The following is a 14,677-nucleotide window of genomic DNA, read 5'->3' as shown; positions in this document are numbered from 1 at the left end:
TCCACATTGCTTCGATTTTTCTCGACTTAACCCGCCTTTAAACCGCCGCATCTACTCTTCAACCCGAACGCCATAGGCATCGGGGATATCAAGCACAGCGCATGGCGAACCGCAGAGACAGTCGCATCGAACCCAGTTTCGAGGGACCGCCGCAGGCGAAATCCTCGGCGGGTCTTTCGGTGAACGAGGAGGATCGCGTCGTGCCGAGCAACCGCAAAGCCTCCGCAAAACGCAAGCCGGCCAAGGGAAAATCGTCGCGCGGCGGGCGCGGCAGAAGCCGGCGCGGCCTGTTCGGCGTGCTCGGCCGGCTGTTCTACTGGTGCTTCGTGCTCGCCATCTGGGGCGGCATCGCGGCGGCCGGCATCGTCATCTACTACGGCGCCAAGATGCCGGCGGCGACAACCTGGTCGATCCCCGACCGCGCGCCCAACATCAAGATCGTCTCAGTCGACAACCAACTGCTGGCCAATCGAGGCATGAGCGGTGGCGAGGCCGTCGGCCTGCACGAAATGTCGCCCTATATCCCCGAGGCCGTCATCGCCATCGAGGATCGCCGCTTCTACTCGCATTTCGGCATCGACCCGATCGGGCTGTCGCGCGCGATGGTGACCAATCTGCTTGGCGGGCATTTCTCGCAGGGCGGTTCGACGCTGACCCAGCAATTGGCCAAGAACCTGTTCCTGACGCCAGACCGTACGCTGGAGCGCAAGGTGCAGGAGGTGCTGCTGGCGCTGTGGCTCGAGCACAAGCACACCAAGGACCAGATCCTCGAAATGTACCTCAACCGGGTCTATTTCGGTTCCGGCGCCTACGGCGTCGAGGCGGCCTCGCGCCGCTATTTCGGCAAGAGCGCGCGCGACGTCACCCTGTCGGAAGCAGCCCTGCTTGCCGGCCTGCTGAAGGCGCCGTCGCGGCTGTCACCGGCGCGCGATCCGAAGGCCGCCGAGGAACGCTCGCAGCTCGTGCTTGCCGCCATGCGCGACGAGGGCAAGATCAGCGCCAAGGAGCTGACTTCCGCGATGAGCGCGCCGGCGACGCGCGCGCCGTCGTACTGGACCGGCTCGGAGAACTACGTCGCCGACACCATCATGGAAGAACTGCCTGACCTGATCGGCGACGTGCGCGGCGACATCGTCGTCGACAGCACCGTCGACCTGACGCTGCAGAAACTCGCCGAACAGTCGATCCGCAAGCTGATCGACGACAGCGGCAAGAAGCTCAACGTCACCCAGGGCGCCCTGGTGTCGATCGACGATTCCGGCGCGGTGCGCGCCATGGTCGGTGGCTACGACTATTCGACCAGCCAATTCGATCGCGCCTCGGAAGCACGCCGTCAGCCCGGCTCGGCGTTCAAGCCATTCGTCTACATGGCAGCCCTCGAGGCCGGGCGCACGCCCGACAGCGTGCGCAACGATGCGCCGATCAAGATCGGCAACTGGACGCCTGACAATTACGGCGGCAAGTATTTCGGCAAGGTGACGCTGGCGACCGCGCTGGCAAAATCGCTGAATTCGGTCGCTGCCCAGCTGACCATGGAGGTCGGGCCTAACGCCGTCGTCGAGGCGGCACACCGCATGGGGATCCAGTCGGAGCTGCAGTCCAACACCTCGATCGCGCTCGGCACCTCGGAGGTGACGCCGCTGGAACTGACATCGGCCTACGTACCCTTCGCCAATGGCGGCTACAAGCCGGACATCCATTTCATCCGCCGCGTGACGACCACCGACGGCAAGGTGCTCTACGACAGCGGCGGCGGCAGCGCGCCGCGCGTCGTCAAGCCCGAGATCGTCGGCATGATGAACTCGATGATGACCGGCACAGTCGAGACCGGCACCGCCAGGAAGGCGGCTTTTGCTTGGCCGTCGGCCGGTAAGACCGGCACCAGTCAGAATTCGCGTGACGCGTGGTTCGTCGGCTACACCGCCAATCTCACCACCGGCGTCTGGTTCGGCAATGACGACGGCAGCCCGATGAAGAAGGTCACAGGCGGCGCGTTGCCGGCGCAGGCCTGGCACGAATTCATGGTCGCCGCGCATGAGGGCGTGCCGGTGCGGCCGCTGCCCGGCACCTGGAAGTCGACCCCCGCCGACACGATCGTGCCCGACGAGATACCTTCGGCAAACAACAGCCAGCCGGCGCCGGTTCCGCCCGCGTCCGTTGGCCAGCAGGCGCCGGCCGCGCAGGCTGCTGCGCCGGTCGCGCCTCCGCCAACCCCGGTCCGCGCCGTGCGTCCCGCCCAGACCGTTGATGCCGATGGCCTTGCCATGCCGGAGGACGAGGGCGCCACCGCTTCGATCAAGCATCCGGTGCCGCCCGGCAATGTCGGCGGTCCGCTGAAGAAGAAGCAGACCTCGATCCTCGACATCCTCGGCGGCGGCTAAGCTGCTCCGGAGGCCGGTCGGCTGTCGCTACCGATGGACGAGGCTGGAATGGACGACGTCAAAAGGGAAAAATTCAACCATTTGAGCTGGTGGCAATGGCTCTTGCTATTGTCGATGCCAGCGTGCGTTGTGGTGTTCAGGCATTTGCCGAACTTGCGTTTTTCTGATCCAGCGTATCTGTTCCACGAAAGAATAGGCGCGATCATCGGAACGGTCATTATTGGGTGTCTGGTACCCTATGGCATTGCCTGGGTCTGTGGGCACCTGATGCGGAGATCACGCGTCGGCTTCCAATGTGTTCTCTGGTTTTTGGCACCGGCAACTTTTCTTCTTAATCTCGCCCTGCTTTTTGATTGCCCGACCTGCTACTAGCGAGAAGGACGCTGGCCTGTCGGCTTCCCGGTCTCATGTCCGGTCGAATGGTGACATTTCGGCCTCTCGCTACGTCGGCGGCATTCGGCTACATCTGCCGACTGGAGACCCAAAATGGCTGAACTCGACACCCGAAAAACCATCGTGCTGACCGGCGCCAGCCGCGGCATAGGCCACGCCACGGTCAAGCGCTTTTCGCGCGAGGGCTGGCGCGTCATCACCTGTTCGAGGCAGGCTTTTGCCGAGGATTGCCCGTGGCCGGCCGGGCCGGAAGACCACATCAAGGTCGATCTCGCCGACCAGGAAGATGTCGGCATCGCGGTGTCGGAAATTCGGCACCGGCTGGAGTCGCATGGCGGCCAGCTGCACGCGTTGGTCAACAATGCCGGCATTTCGCCGAAGCTCAAGGACGGCAACAGCCGGATGGACTCGATCGATACGCCAATGCATGTCTGGCGCGACGTGTTCCAGGTCAATTTCTTCGCGCCGATCATGCTGGCGCGCGGTCTGTTCAAGGAATTGGCGGCGGCCAAGGGCTCGATCGTCAACGTCACGTCGATCGCCGGCACGCGCGTGCATCCGTTCGCCGGCACCGCCTATGCGACGTCGAAGGCGGCCCTCGGCTCGCTGACGCGCGAGATGGCGCATGATTTCGGCCCGCACGGCATTCGCGTCAACGCCATTGCGCCGGGCGAGATCGACACCGCGATCCTGTCGCCGGGCACGGACAAGATCGTCGAGACCATTCCGCTCAGGCGCCTTGGCACCACCGCGGAAGTCGCCGACATCATCTTCTTCCTGTGCTCGCAGCAGGCGTCCTATGTGACCGGCTCGGAAATCCACATCAATGGCGGCCAGCACGTGTGAGCGGCCGACTCAGGCTAGGGCTGCTCATCCGGTTATGGTGAGAACAGCCTTGCCGCTGATGCTGCGCTGTCGCAGTGCGTCGAGGGCTTGGGCGACGTCTGTCCACGGGACGGTCAAGACCACGCGCGTTTCGAGCCGGCCCGCCGCGACCATGGCGAGTAGCGAGGCGATATCCGCGCCAATGCCTGAACCGGAAGTGTAATACGCGAAAGTCTGAAGCCTCGCCCCCTCGTGACCCGGAACGAACTGGCGGAATCCGACTGGCGTGAGTTCGCCGCTGCTCGAGCCGAACATGACTATGGTCCCGCCAGGTGCGACGCGTTCGATCGCGTGTGCGAGGCTTTCGCCGCCGACTGATTCAGTGATCAGCGCAAACGGCCCCTCAGCCCGCTCGATGGACTCGACAACCTGCCCGGCTCCCAGGCGGCGGAGATCCTCGTCGTGTCGGGAGGCAGCGACCGCTGTCACCGAAGCGCCTTGCTGGCGGGCGATCTGGATCTGGAAACGCCCGACCGCACCGCTTGCACCGGTGATCAGGACCTGCTGGCCGGCCAGGTCACCGCCATGGCGTAAGGTCCGTAGCGCCGTCGTGCCCGCGACCGGAAGCGTGGCGGCGGAGGCGAAGCTGACGTCGTCCGGCAGGACGGCGAGACGGTCGGTTGAAACGGCGACACGTTCGGCCCAGCCGGCCTGGTCGACCAAAGCCGCGACCCGGGCGCCCGCGGCTGGCCCGGAGCCATCGGCTGCTGGGCGTTCGACAACCCCGACGATGTCCTGGCCGGGTATCCAGCCGTTCGGCCGAATGGCGAGCAGGCGCAGTTCGCCGCGGTTCAACGAGGTTGCGTGGACCGAGACAAGCGCCTCGTTCGAGGCCGGCTGAGGCTCGTCGAGCTCCGCGAGCTTCAGCCCGGTTGCGCTATCCGGAGAGATGGCCAGGGCGAGCATTGTTCATACCTCATTGCTGCGTGGTGGGCGCATAGCCTTGGGGCGGCTGCTATGCATCGGTCTCGCTGGCGGGCAGATGGCCGCCGATCGAAGAACCCCGCAGCGCGCCCCAGACGTGCTCATTCGCAAGCCGAAACCTATCGACTTTCCCACTTGAATAATTTAGCTATCAACGCAATCGATCGCTAAAAACAGTCAATCATGAGACAGCCTCTTCGCTACCCCTGGCTCGATTTCGATGTGGATGCGCTTTCCGAGCCGGCGATTGCCGTGCGCGTCGACGTCACCGAGACCAGGGCCGAGGTCCCCTCCCATTGGCACCGCAAAGGCCAGCTTGTCTTCGCGCTCGGTGGCGGCGTCACCTGCCGCGTTCCCAGCGGCCTGTGGATGGTGCCGCCGCATTGCGGGGTGTGGATTCCCGGCAGTATGGAGCACAGCAACATCGCCACCGCCAACGCCCGGATCTTCTTCGTGTACATCGAGCCGGGAGCCGCCGATCTGCCGGACCGGTGCTGCACGCTGTCGATCTCGCCGCTGCTGCGCGAACTGATCGTCGAGCTGGCCGATCACGGGCAGGACGACGATTCACGGAAGGCCGTGCTGACGACGGTTCTGCTCAGCGAGCTGCCGCGCATGCCCGTCCAGCAGCTGCATATGCCGATATCGTCAGAGCCGCGCTTGAGGCGGATCGTCGATGCTTTGGCCGAGGATCCTGCCGACCGCAGCAATCTGGCCGAATGGGCCCGGCGTGTCGCTCTCAGCGAGAGCAGCCTGGCTCGCCTGGTGGTGAGAGAGACGGGCCTGAGCTTCGGACGCTGGCGGCAGCAACTGCATCTGATCGTCGCGATACGGGAGCTGGCCTCTGGCGCGAGCGTGCAGCAGGTTTCTGCAGATCTCGGCTACGAGTCCGTCACGGCCTTCATCACCATGTTCAAGAAGGCGCTGGGCAAGCCGCCTGCACAGTATCTCAGCAGCGTTGCGCAGAATGGCGGCTCAGCATTCGTTGCGTGATCAATTCGATTGAGGGCGGACGCTTGAGATCGACGATGCAATCTGTCGCCGGCCATCGGCCGGTGGCGACCCGTGATCGTTCAAGATCGGCTCAGCAGCGGACGGTTCAGAGGCCTCGGGTGGCTTGTGCCCAAGCACCTCTTCGACGATGCCGCGGGCGATCTCGCGCTCGCCCATGATGACCGTGTCGGCGCCGAGCCCCTTGAGATGCTCGACCTCGGCGTCGGAATGGGCGCGGGCGATGACGTTGATGCCGGGGTTGGCGGCCCGCGCCCGCAGCACGATCTGGCCGGCCTCGAAGGCATTGGGGATGGCCAGGATCAGCCGCCTGGCGCCTTCAGGATTGGCGGCGGCGAACACTTCGGCATTCGCCGCATTGCCGGACACGGTCTCGATGCCGTCGCCCTTCAGCCTGGCCAGCGTCTTGTCGGCATCCTCGATGACGAGGAAGGGCAGGGCGGCCTCTTTCAGCGCCGCGCCGACGAGGCTGCCGACACGGCCATAGCCGATCAGGATGGCGTGGTTGGCGAGGGTTGTCCTGGGCGGCGGCCCATCTCCCCTGTTGGTCGTCGCCGCGACCGAGGCCACCTGGCCGGGTTCCGTCGCCGGACCGAGCGGCTTTGCCTCGACTGGTGGCGCCGTCTTGGCGGCGCGGGCTTCAAGCCACGGTTTCATCCAGTCGATGGCCAGGAACATCAGCGGATTGAGGACGATCGACAGGATGGCGCCGGCCAGGATCAGGTCACGGCCTTGTTCGGGCAATAGCTTCAGCCCGACACCGAGTTCGGCCAGGATGAAGGAAAATTCGCCGATCTGGGCAAGGCTCGCCGAAATCATCAGCGCCGTGGCCAGCGGATAGCCGAAGGCAATGACGATGACGAATGCCGCCAGCGATTTGCCGATGACGATGATGGCGAGCGTCGCCAGGATCGGCCAGCCATTGCTGATCAGGCTGAACGGGTCGAACAGCATGCCAACCGAGACGAAGAACAGCACGGAAAAGGCATCGCGCAGCGGCAGCGATTCCTCGGCGGCGCGATGGCTGAGCTCCGACTCGCTCATGATCATGCCGGCAAAGAAGGCGCCCAACGCCAGCGAAACCCCGAACAGCTTGGCCGCGCCAAAGGCGACGCCAAGCGCAATGGCCAGCACGGCGAGCCGGAACAGTTCGCGCGAGCCGGTGTGGGCGACATAGTGGAGGATCCAGGGGATGACCCGGCGGCCGACGACCAGCATGACGACGACGAAGGCGGCGACCTTGGCCAGCGTGATACCAACGACGCCCCAGATGCCGTAGCTGGCCGGCAGCGACAGCAGGCCGCTCACATGGGTGTCCGCCTGCTCCTGGCCGCCGAGCACGCCGGCAAGGGCCGGCAGCAGTACCAGCGCCAGCACCATGGCCAGGTCCTCGACGATCAGCCAGCCGACGGCGATGCGGCCGCGCTCGGTCTCGATCATCCGCCGCTCCTGCAAGGCGCGCAGCAGAACCACGGTCGAGGCGACCGAAAGCGCCAGGCCGAAAACCAGGCCCGCGCCCATCGACCAGCCGAGCATCCAGGACAGCCCGGCGCCGAGTGCGGTGGCAAAGCCGATCTGGACTATGGCGCCGGGTACGGCGATGGCGCGCACCGACAGCAAATCCTTCAGCGAGAAGTGCAGGCCGACGCCGAACATCAGCAGGATGACGCCGATTTCGGCGAGCTCATTGGCAAGGCCTGCATCGGCGACGAAGCCGGGCGTGTTCGGCCCGACCAGCACGCCGGCTACGAGATAGCCGACCAGTGGCGGAATGCGGAAGCGGTTGGCGAGAGCCCCGAAGACGAAAGCCAGCCCCAGACCGGCGACGATGGTGGCGATAAGGGGCGTGTCATGCGGCATTGTCTATGGAGCGCCTTTCAAGCCAGAGATGTCGGATGTGCGCCGCCCGAAGCCGCCGCCTGTTTGCAATATGGTGGAAGGGGTGTCGACGATGCAACCCGCAAGCTGGCAAAATCAACGGCGAGAGGCGCAGAAAACAAATAGCCGCCAGAATTCACGCAGATCATGTCATCGCCTGATCGAAAAAGGCAGCGATTTTGCTGCCATGCATGGGTTTTGATGCAGGCGGCTTTAATCTACTAAATTGGTAGAATTTAGAAAAAAGTGTTTTGCGATATTTTCTGTCGGGCGCTAAAAGAGGCGCAAATCAAGGCCTGCGGCAGCAGCTTGAATCCGCTCCATGTGCCAACGAGGAATATTTTTCTCTTGGCCGACAGGCTTTCAGAAAAGCGATTGCATCCCGACAAGCGATGCGCGAGTGCGTTCCTTCTGGTTTTTCGCGCCCGCGCGTAGAACTGCAGGCCTGTTCAGGATTACGCTCGCGTCCATGTCGCACACAACTCCCAAGCTCAATGCCTTCCCCGTCTTCCTGCGGGTCGAGGGGCAAGCCGTGGCCATCGTCGGCGGTGGTGACGAGGCGCTGGCCAAGGCGCGGCTGATTGGGCAGTCGAGCGCGGTCCTGCGCATCATAGCTGAAGATGCCGAGGCCGACCTGCTCGCGTTCATCGCCCAATCCGATGCCAGCCATGTGGTTGCCGCGTACGACGCGTCGCAGCTCGAAGGCGCGGTCATGGTATTTGCCGCCAGCGGCGACGAGGAACTCGACCGCCGCGTGGCTGCGGACGCGCGCCGGCTGGGTATCCCGGTCAATGCGGTCGACCGGCCGGAACTCTGCGATTTCTTCACCCCGGCGCTGGTCAACCGTGCACCGGTCGCCATCGCCATCGGCACGGAAGGGGCAGGCCCGGTGCTTGCCCAGATGCTGCGCAGCCGCATCGACCAGTTGCTGTCGCCGTCGCTTGGCCCGCTGGCAACGCTTGCCGCGTCGTTTCGCGGTGCTGCCGAGAAGCTGCTGCCGAAAGGCAACGCCCGTCGCCGCTTCTGGAGCGACTTTTTCGGCGGCGCGCCTGCCCATGCGGTGGACGCCGGCCAGCTGTCGCAGGCGCATGACGCCGCTGTCGATCTTCTGCTTTCGAACACACCGGCTTCGGGCCATATCGCGCTCGTCGGTGCCGGTCCGGGCGCCGAGGATCTTTTGACCTTGCGCGCCCACCGCCTGCTGATGGAAGCCGATGTCATTGTCCATGACGCGCTGGTGCCGGAAGCGGTCGTCGCCATGGGACGCCGCGATGCCGAGCGCCTGCCGGTCGGCAAACGCAAGGGCTGCCACACCAAGAGCCAGGCCGAGATCAATGCGCTGCTGGTCGAACTTGGGCGCCAAGGCAAGCGTGTCGTGCGGCTGAAGTCGGGCGATCCGCTGGTGTTCGGCCGGGCTGGCGAGGAGATGGCAGCACTGCGTGATGCCGGCATCGCCTATGAGGTGGTTCCCGGCGTTACCGCGGCCTTCGCCGCCGCCGCCGATTTCGAATTGCCGCTGACCTTGCGTGGCGTTTCCTCGTCGATGGTGTTCACGACCGGCCACGACCTCAAGGGCAATTCGCTGCCCGACTGGGCCAAACTTGCCATTTCGGGGGCGACCGTTGCCGTCTATATGGGCCGCTCGGTGGCGGCCGAGGTTGCCGGGCGGCTGATCGAGGCCGGTCTGTCGCCCGACACGGCGGTGGCCGTGGTCGAGAATGCCAGCCTGGCCAATCGCCGTCGCTTCCACGGCACGCTTGCCGACCTGCCGTCGCTGGAAGCGCGTGCCGATCTTTCCGGCCCGGTCATGACCATCATCGGCGATGCGGTTGCCGGCGCCAACTTTGAACGGTCCGAGCCGCTTGCGGCTCACAGGCATGCAGGCGTGTCCGCAGCTGCCACTGAGGGAGTTCAGCAATGAAGATACTGACCGCCAACCGCCTCAGTGACGGCATTGCCGTCTGGTATGCCGATGGCGGCTGGGCCGAGACGGTAGACCATGCCGACCTTGCGCATGACAAGGCGGCCGAGGATCGGCTGGAGGCGATCGGCGCCAAGGCGTATGCCAACAACGAAGTGGTCGACGTCAATTTGATCGACGCCGATGTCGTTAACGGCATGGTCGAGCCGGTGCGGTTGCGCGAGAAGATCCGTGCCGCCGGCCCGACCATCCGCAACGATCTCGGCAAGCAGGCTGCCAAGCAGGCGACTCGGGCAGCTTAACAAGACACCAGACATGGGCGGACGCGCCCTGAAAGACGAAGCATGTACCGTTACGATGAGTTCGACCACGATTTTGTCCAGGCCCGCGTCGCCGAGTTCAGCGACCAGATCCAGCGCCGCCTTGCCGGCGAGATCACCGAGGACCAGTTCCGGCCGCTGAGGCTGATGAACGGCGTCTATCTTCAGCTGCACGCCTACATGCTGCGCATCGCGGTGCCCTATGGCACGCTGAACGGCAAGCAGTTGCGCATGCTCGGCCACATCGCGCGCAAATACGACAAGGGTTACGGCCATTTCACCACGCGCCAGAACATCCAGTTCAACTGGCCGGCGCTGTCGGATATTCCGGCGATCCTGGCGGATCTGGCAAGTGTCGAGATGCATGCCATCCAGACCAGCGGCAACTGCATCCGCAATGTCACCGCCGATCATTTCGCCGGTGCCGCCGCCGACGAGGTCGCCGATCCGCGCCCCTATGCCGAAATCCTGCGCCAGTGGTCGTCGGTGCATCCGGAATTTTCGTTCCTGCCGCGCAAGTTCAAGATCGCGGTGACAGGTGCCGAGCGCGACCGTGCCGCCATACAGACCCATGACATCGGCCTGCACCTGAAGAAGAACGCCGCCGGCGAACTCGGCTTCGCCGTCTATATCGGCGGCGGCCAGGGCCGTACGCCGATGGTGGCCAGGAAGATCCGCGACTTCCTGCCGGAGGCCGACCTTCTGTCCTACTGCACGGCGATCCTGCGCGTTTACAACCTCTATGGCCGCCKCGACAACAAGTACAAGGCGCGCATCAAGATTCTCGTCCACGAGACCGGCGTCGAGGAAATCACCCGCCAGGTCGAGGCCGAGTGGCAGGAATTGAAGGACGCCGAGCTGAAATTGCCGGATGCCGATATCCGCGCCATCCAAGCCTATTTCGCGCCTCCGGCGCTCACCGACCGGCCGGACGGCGACGCAGCGGTTAAGCTGGCGCGCCTCGATTCGAAAAGTTTTTCCGATTGGCTCGACCAGAACGTGGTGACGCACCGCCATCCCGATTATGCGGCGGTGACCATTTCGCTGAAGGGCATCGGCGAGGTGCCGGGCGATGCCTCCGACAGCCAGATGGAAGCAGTCGCCGACATCGCCGAGAAATACGCCTTCGACGAGCTTCGTGTCAGCCATGAGCAGAACCTGATCCTGCCGCATGTGGCGCGCGCCGATCTCAAGGCGGTCCATGACGGACTGGTCGACATCGGACTGGCGACGGCCAACTCCAACCTGATATCGGACATCATCGCTTGCCCGGGCCTCGACTATTGCGCGCTGGCGACGGCGCGCTCGATCCCGATCGCGCAGGAAATCTCGCGCCGCTTCGCCTCGCTGGAGCGGCAGCGCGAGATCGGCGAACTGAAGTTGAAGATCTCCGGCTGCATCAATGCCTGCGGCCATCACCATGTCGGCCATATTGGCATCCTCGGTGTCGAGAAGAAGGGCTCCGAGCTCTATCAGGTGACGCTGGGCGGCTCGGCCGACGAGAATACGTCGGTCGGCGAGATCATCGGCCGCGGCTTCAGCTCGGAAGAGATCACCGACGCCATCGAGCAGATCGTCGAGACCTATCTCGGCCTTCGGCTCAACCCACAAGAAAAATTCATCGACGCCTACCGCCGGGTCGGTCCCGCGCCGTTCAAGGAGGCGCTCTATGCTGACGAAGCCAAGGCCGCTTGACCAGATCGTCGACGTCGTCGATGACGGCATAGCTGCGAAAGCGGCGGGGCTCGATGCGCTTTATGGCCATCTGACCCCGCTCGAGATCATCGAACGCTCGGCCCACGAACTGTTCCACGACGAGATCGCCGCGGTGTCGTCATTCGGCGCGGATTCGGCAGTGCTGCTGCACATGATTTCCAAGATCGACCGGACGCTGCCGGTCATCTTCCTCGACACCGGCAAGCATTTCGAGGAGACGCTCAGCTATCGCGACGCGCTTGCCGCCGATTTCGGGCTGACCAACATCCGGGTGATCAAGCCCGAAGAAGCAGCGCTCGAACGGATCGACCCGACGGGCAATCTGCACCAGAGCAATACCGACGCCTGCTGCGACGTGCGCAAGGTCGAGCCACTGGCGCGTGGCGTTGCACCTTTCCGCGCCTGGTTCACCGGCCGCAAGCGCTTCCAGGCCTCGACCCGGGCAACGCTTCCGGTGTTCGAGGCGGTCGGCCCGCGCATCCGCATCAATCCGTTGGCGCACTGGACGACATCGGACCAGGCGGACTACATGCGCGCGCATGCGCTGCGCGAAAATCCGCTGGTCGCCTATGGCTATCTGTCGATCGGCTGCTTCCCCTGCACGCAGCCGGTGCAGCCCGGCGAGGACGCGCGCAGCGGCCGCTGGGCCGGTCATGCCAAGACCGAGTGCGGCATTCACCTGTCGGGACTGGAGAAGTCGCTGACCGACGCATCACTATAGGCTATGTTGATATTCAGCCGGACTGCAAAGGGCGGTTTCCTGCGCTTCCGGTGCTCGGCTTGGGCTGAGCCAAGTTTCAACCCCCTGGGAATCTTTGTGCTTTAGGAATTTTTGATGACCGAACCGACGACACCGGAGACACGCCTCTGGACCCCGACGGGTTTTCGCGAGGACGAGTGGGCTCATGCCGAAGGCGCGGACGCGCTGTCCGGCAATGGCCGCTTCATCCTGCCCCTACAGGCGTTCCTCGCTCTCGATCCGGAGGTGCGCCGGTCCGCCAGGGAGCGGCTCGGCGTCGCGCTGCAGCCCGGCGACCAGCTCGAGAAGATTGCCGATCTGCTCGACCAATTGTCGCTGGTGGCACTGGCCTTCCCGGCCTTCAGCGATGGCCGTTCCTTCTCCAAGGGCGAATTGCTGCGCAGCCGCTATCATTTCGAGGGTGCGGTGCGCGCCACCGGCCAGGTGCTGGTCGACCAGTTGCCGCATATGCTGCGGCTCGGCTTCGACGAATTCGAGATATCTAACCCGGTGCTGTTGAAACGGCTGGAAGAGGGCCGCACCGGCGGGTTGGGGCTCTATTACCAGCCAGCCGCCGTGCCGGAGCCCAAGGGACCAAAATATTCTTGGCGGCGCGTTCGCGTCAGCTGACGCAGCGGTAATTCCGCGTGCCTTTACAACGCCTCTGATAGGGCCTTCTCTTGGCCATCCGGACGGAAACATCCGCCGGGTGTCCGGGAGGAGATCATGGATTTCGACTATGTCATTGCCGGTGGCGGGTCCGCCGGCTGCACGCTTGCCGCGCGGCTCTCCGAAGATCCATCGAAAAAGGTATGCCTGATCGAAGCCGGCGGCGAGGGCAAAAACGTGCTCATCCGCGCGCCGGCAGGTGTCATCGCGCTGTTGCCGGGGCGGCCGAAGATCAACAACTGGGCCTTCGAGACGGTGCCGCAGCAAGGCCTCGGCGGTCGCAAGGGGTACCAGCCGCGCGGCAAGGCGCTGGGTGGCTCGAGCGCCATCAATGCAATGCTCTACACACGCGGGCACTGCGGCGACTATGACGAATGGGCCAATCTCGGCTGCGACGGCTGGTCATGGGGCGAGGTGCTGCCATATTTCCGGCGTGCGGAAGGCAATCAGCGTGGCGCGGATGCCTTGCACGGTGGCGAGGGACCATTGCGGGTCGCCGAGCAGCAGGAGCCGCGTGCGCTCTCCAAGGCCTTTGTCGAGGCCTGTGGCGAAAACCAGATCCGGCGCAACGATGATTTCAACGGCGTCGAACAGGAAGGGGCCGGACTTTATCAGGTCACGCAATTCTGGGGCGAACGCCGCAATGGCGAGCGCTGTTCGGCAGCCGCCGCCTATCTACACCCGGCGATGAGCCGGCCAAACCTCACTGTTGTCACCGGAGCGCACGCCACGGGTATCGTCCTTGAAGGCAAGCGCGCCGCCGGCGTGCGTTATCGCGCCGGCAAGAATGAAGCCGTTGCGAAAGCCAGGCGCGAGGTCATCGTCTGCGCTGGTGCCTTCGGCTCGCCACAGCTCTTGATGCTGTCCGGGATCGGCCCGGCTGTCGAGCTTGCAGCGCACGGAATTCCGATCGTCCATGAACTGCCCGGCGTCGGCAAGAACCTGCAGGACCATCTTGATTTCATCATGGGCTGGACATCGAAGAATACCGACATGATGGGCATCGGCTTGCGCGGTCTGCCTGGCCTGCTGCGGCATCTGCGGCGCTGGCGCAGGGATGGCGGCGGTATGATCGCCACGCCCTACGCTGAGGGCGGCGCCTTCCTCAAATCCGACCCGGCGATCCACCGTCCCGACCTGCAACTGCATTTCTGCATCGCCATCGTCGATGATCATGGTCGCAAGCTGCATCTGGGTTATGGCTTTTCCTGCCATGTCTGCGTGCTGCGGCCGCATTCGCGCGGCGAGGTCGGGCTATCGGCGCGGGACCCGCTGGCGCCACCGCGCATCGATCCGCGTTTTCTGTCCGACAAACGCGACGCCGAGCTGTTGCTCAGGGGTGTCAGAATGATGCGCGGCATATTGGAGGCGCCGGCGCTGGCCAAATACCGCGCCAGGGAAATCTACACCGCCGGCGTATCGAGTGATGCCGAGCTGATGACCCATATCCGAGCCCGCGCCGATACGATCTATCACCCGGCGGGCACCTGCAAGATGGGCATCGACGACATGGCAGTGGTCGATCCGCAGCTCCGCGTGCGCGGCATACGGGCCTTGCGGGTGGTCGACGCCTCGGTGATGCCGACGCTGATCGGCGGCAACACCAATGCACCGACCATCATGATCGCCGAAAAGGCAGCGGATATGATCAAGGCGGTGGCCTGAAGGAGTTCTGGTCGAACCAGAGTTGCTAATTTCGCCTGTTTTGAAGCGATCTATGGCGATGCCATCCCCGGCCGACGGGAACTGGTCTTACCAACGGGGGATTTGTGCTTTCCCTTTCGCCTTCCTGCCCTTAGGATAGGTCCATTATTTCATCATCCGAAATAAATGTGGCCAC

At 64.2% G+C, this 14,677-nt stretch carries 12 protein-coding genes; 10 read left to right on the top strand and 2 right to left on the bottom strand.

The genetic code is table 11. The annotated features are described in order from the left end of the window. Positions 1-101: 101 nt before the first annotated feature. From AC1D2G_RS13490 to AC1D2G_RS13480, 3 genes are all read left to right on the top strand, one after another. Positions 102-2,381 (top strand): transglycosylase domain-containing protein, encoded by a 2,280-nt coding sequence (locus tag AC1D2G_RS13490; protein WP_477414493.1) that lies wholly within the window; start codon positions 102-104, stop codon positions 2,379-2,381. 48 nt (positions 2,382-2,429) lie between these two features. Beyond that, positions 2,430-2,753, top strand: coding sequence for a hypothetical protein (locus tag AC1D2G_RS13485; protein WP_477306841.1), 324 nt, complete (start codon positions 2,430-2,432; stop codon positions 2,751-2,753). Positions 2,754-2,867: 114 nt separating this feature from the next. Beyond that, complete coding sequence (locus AC1D2G_RS13480) at positions 2,868-3,620, top strand: SDR family NAD(P)-dependent oxidoreductase (protein ID WP_095084738.1); 753 nt, start codon at positions 2,868-2,870, stop codon at positions 3,618-3,620. Positions 3,621-3,644: 24 nt separating this feature from the next. Here AC1D2G_RS13480 and AC1D2G_RS13475 read toward each other — a convergent pair whose 3' ends face one another. Beyond that, a complete protein-coding gene (locus AC1D2G_RS13475) occupies positions 3,645-4,565 on the bottom strand; it encodes a zinc-binding dehydrogenase (RefSeq protein WP_477414491.1) in 921 nt (306 codons plus the stop codon). Between the two features lie 201 nt (positions 4,566-4,766). Between AC1D2G_RS13475 and AC1D2G_RS13470 the strand changes: the two genes are divergently transcribed. After that, complete coding sequence (locus AC1D2G_RS13470) at positions 4,767-5,576, top strand: AraC family transcriptional regulator (protein WP_477414489.1); 810 nt, start codon at positions 4,767-4,769, stop codon at positions 5,574-5,576. Here the strand turns inward: AC1D2G_RS13470 and AC1D2G_RS13465 are convergent, their stop codons facing one another. Then, positions 5,577-7,454 (bottom strand): cation:proton antiporter domain-containing protein, encoded by a 1,878-nt coding sequence (locus AC1D2G_RS13465; protein WP_477414487.1) that lies wholly within the window; start codon positions 7,452-7,454, stop codon positions 5,577-5,579. It lies immediately after the preceding gene. Positions 7,455-7,941: 487 nt separating this feature from the next. On the opposite strand from AC1D2G_RS13465, the gene cysG reads away from it, so the two are divergent. The 6 genes from cysG (at position 7,942) to AC1D2G_RS13435 (ending at position 14,502) form a co-directional block, all read left to right on the top strand. Continuing rightward, complete coding sequence (cysG, locus tag AC1D2G_RS13460; RefSeq protein WP_477414485.1) at positions 7,942-9,393, top strand: siroheme synthase CysG; 1,452 nt, start codon at positions 7,942-7,944, stop codon at positions 9,391-9,393. Then, entirely contained in the window at positions 9,390-9,695 is a 306-nt protein-coding gene (locus tag AC1D2G_RS13455) for a DUF2849 domain-containing protein (RefSeq protein WP_477414483.1), read from the top strand. The genes cysG and AC1D2G_RS13455 overlap by 4 nt, the downstream gene beginning before the upstream one ends. 42 nt (positions 9,696-9,737) lie before the next feature. After that, positions 9,738-11,408, top strand: coding sequence for a nitrite/sulfite reductase (locus AC1D2G_RS13450; RefSeq protein ID WP_477414481.1), 1,671 nt, complete (start codon positions 9,738-9,740; stop codon positions 11,406-11,408). Further along, complete coding sequence (locus AC1D2G_RS13445) at positions 11,383-12,150, top strand: phosphoadenylyl-sulfate reductase (protein WP_477227893.1); 768 nt, start codon at positions 11,383-11,385, stop codon at positions 12,148-12,150. Before AC1D2G_RS13450 ends, AC1D2G_RS13445 begins: the two co-directional genes overlap by 26 nt. Before the next feature lie 114 nt (positions 12,151-12,264). Further along, a complete protein-coding gene (locus tag AC1D2G_RS13440; protein WP_477414479.1) occupies positions 12,265-12,798 on the top strand; it encodes a DUF934 domain-containing protein in 534 nt (177 codons plus the stop codon). A 96-nt stretch (positions 12,799-12,894) separates the two neighbouring features. Beyond that, on the top strand, positions 12,895-14,502 hold the full coding sequence (locus AC1D2G_RS13435) for a GMC family oxidoreductase (RefSeq protein ID WP_477414477.1): 1,608 nt from the start codon (positions 12,895-12,897) through the stop codon (positions 14,500-14,502). Positions 14,503-14,677: the final 175 nt, after the last annotated feature.

Source organism: Mesorhizobium sp. P2_C7 (assembly GCF_056404515.1).
Note: the sequence above shows the minus strand (reverse complement) of the source record. Positions and strands in the feature narration are given on the sequence as shown.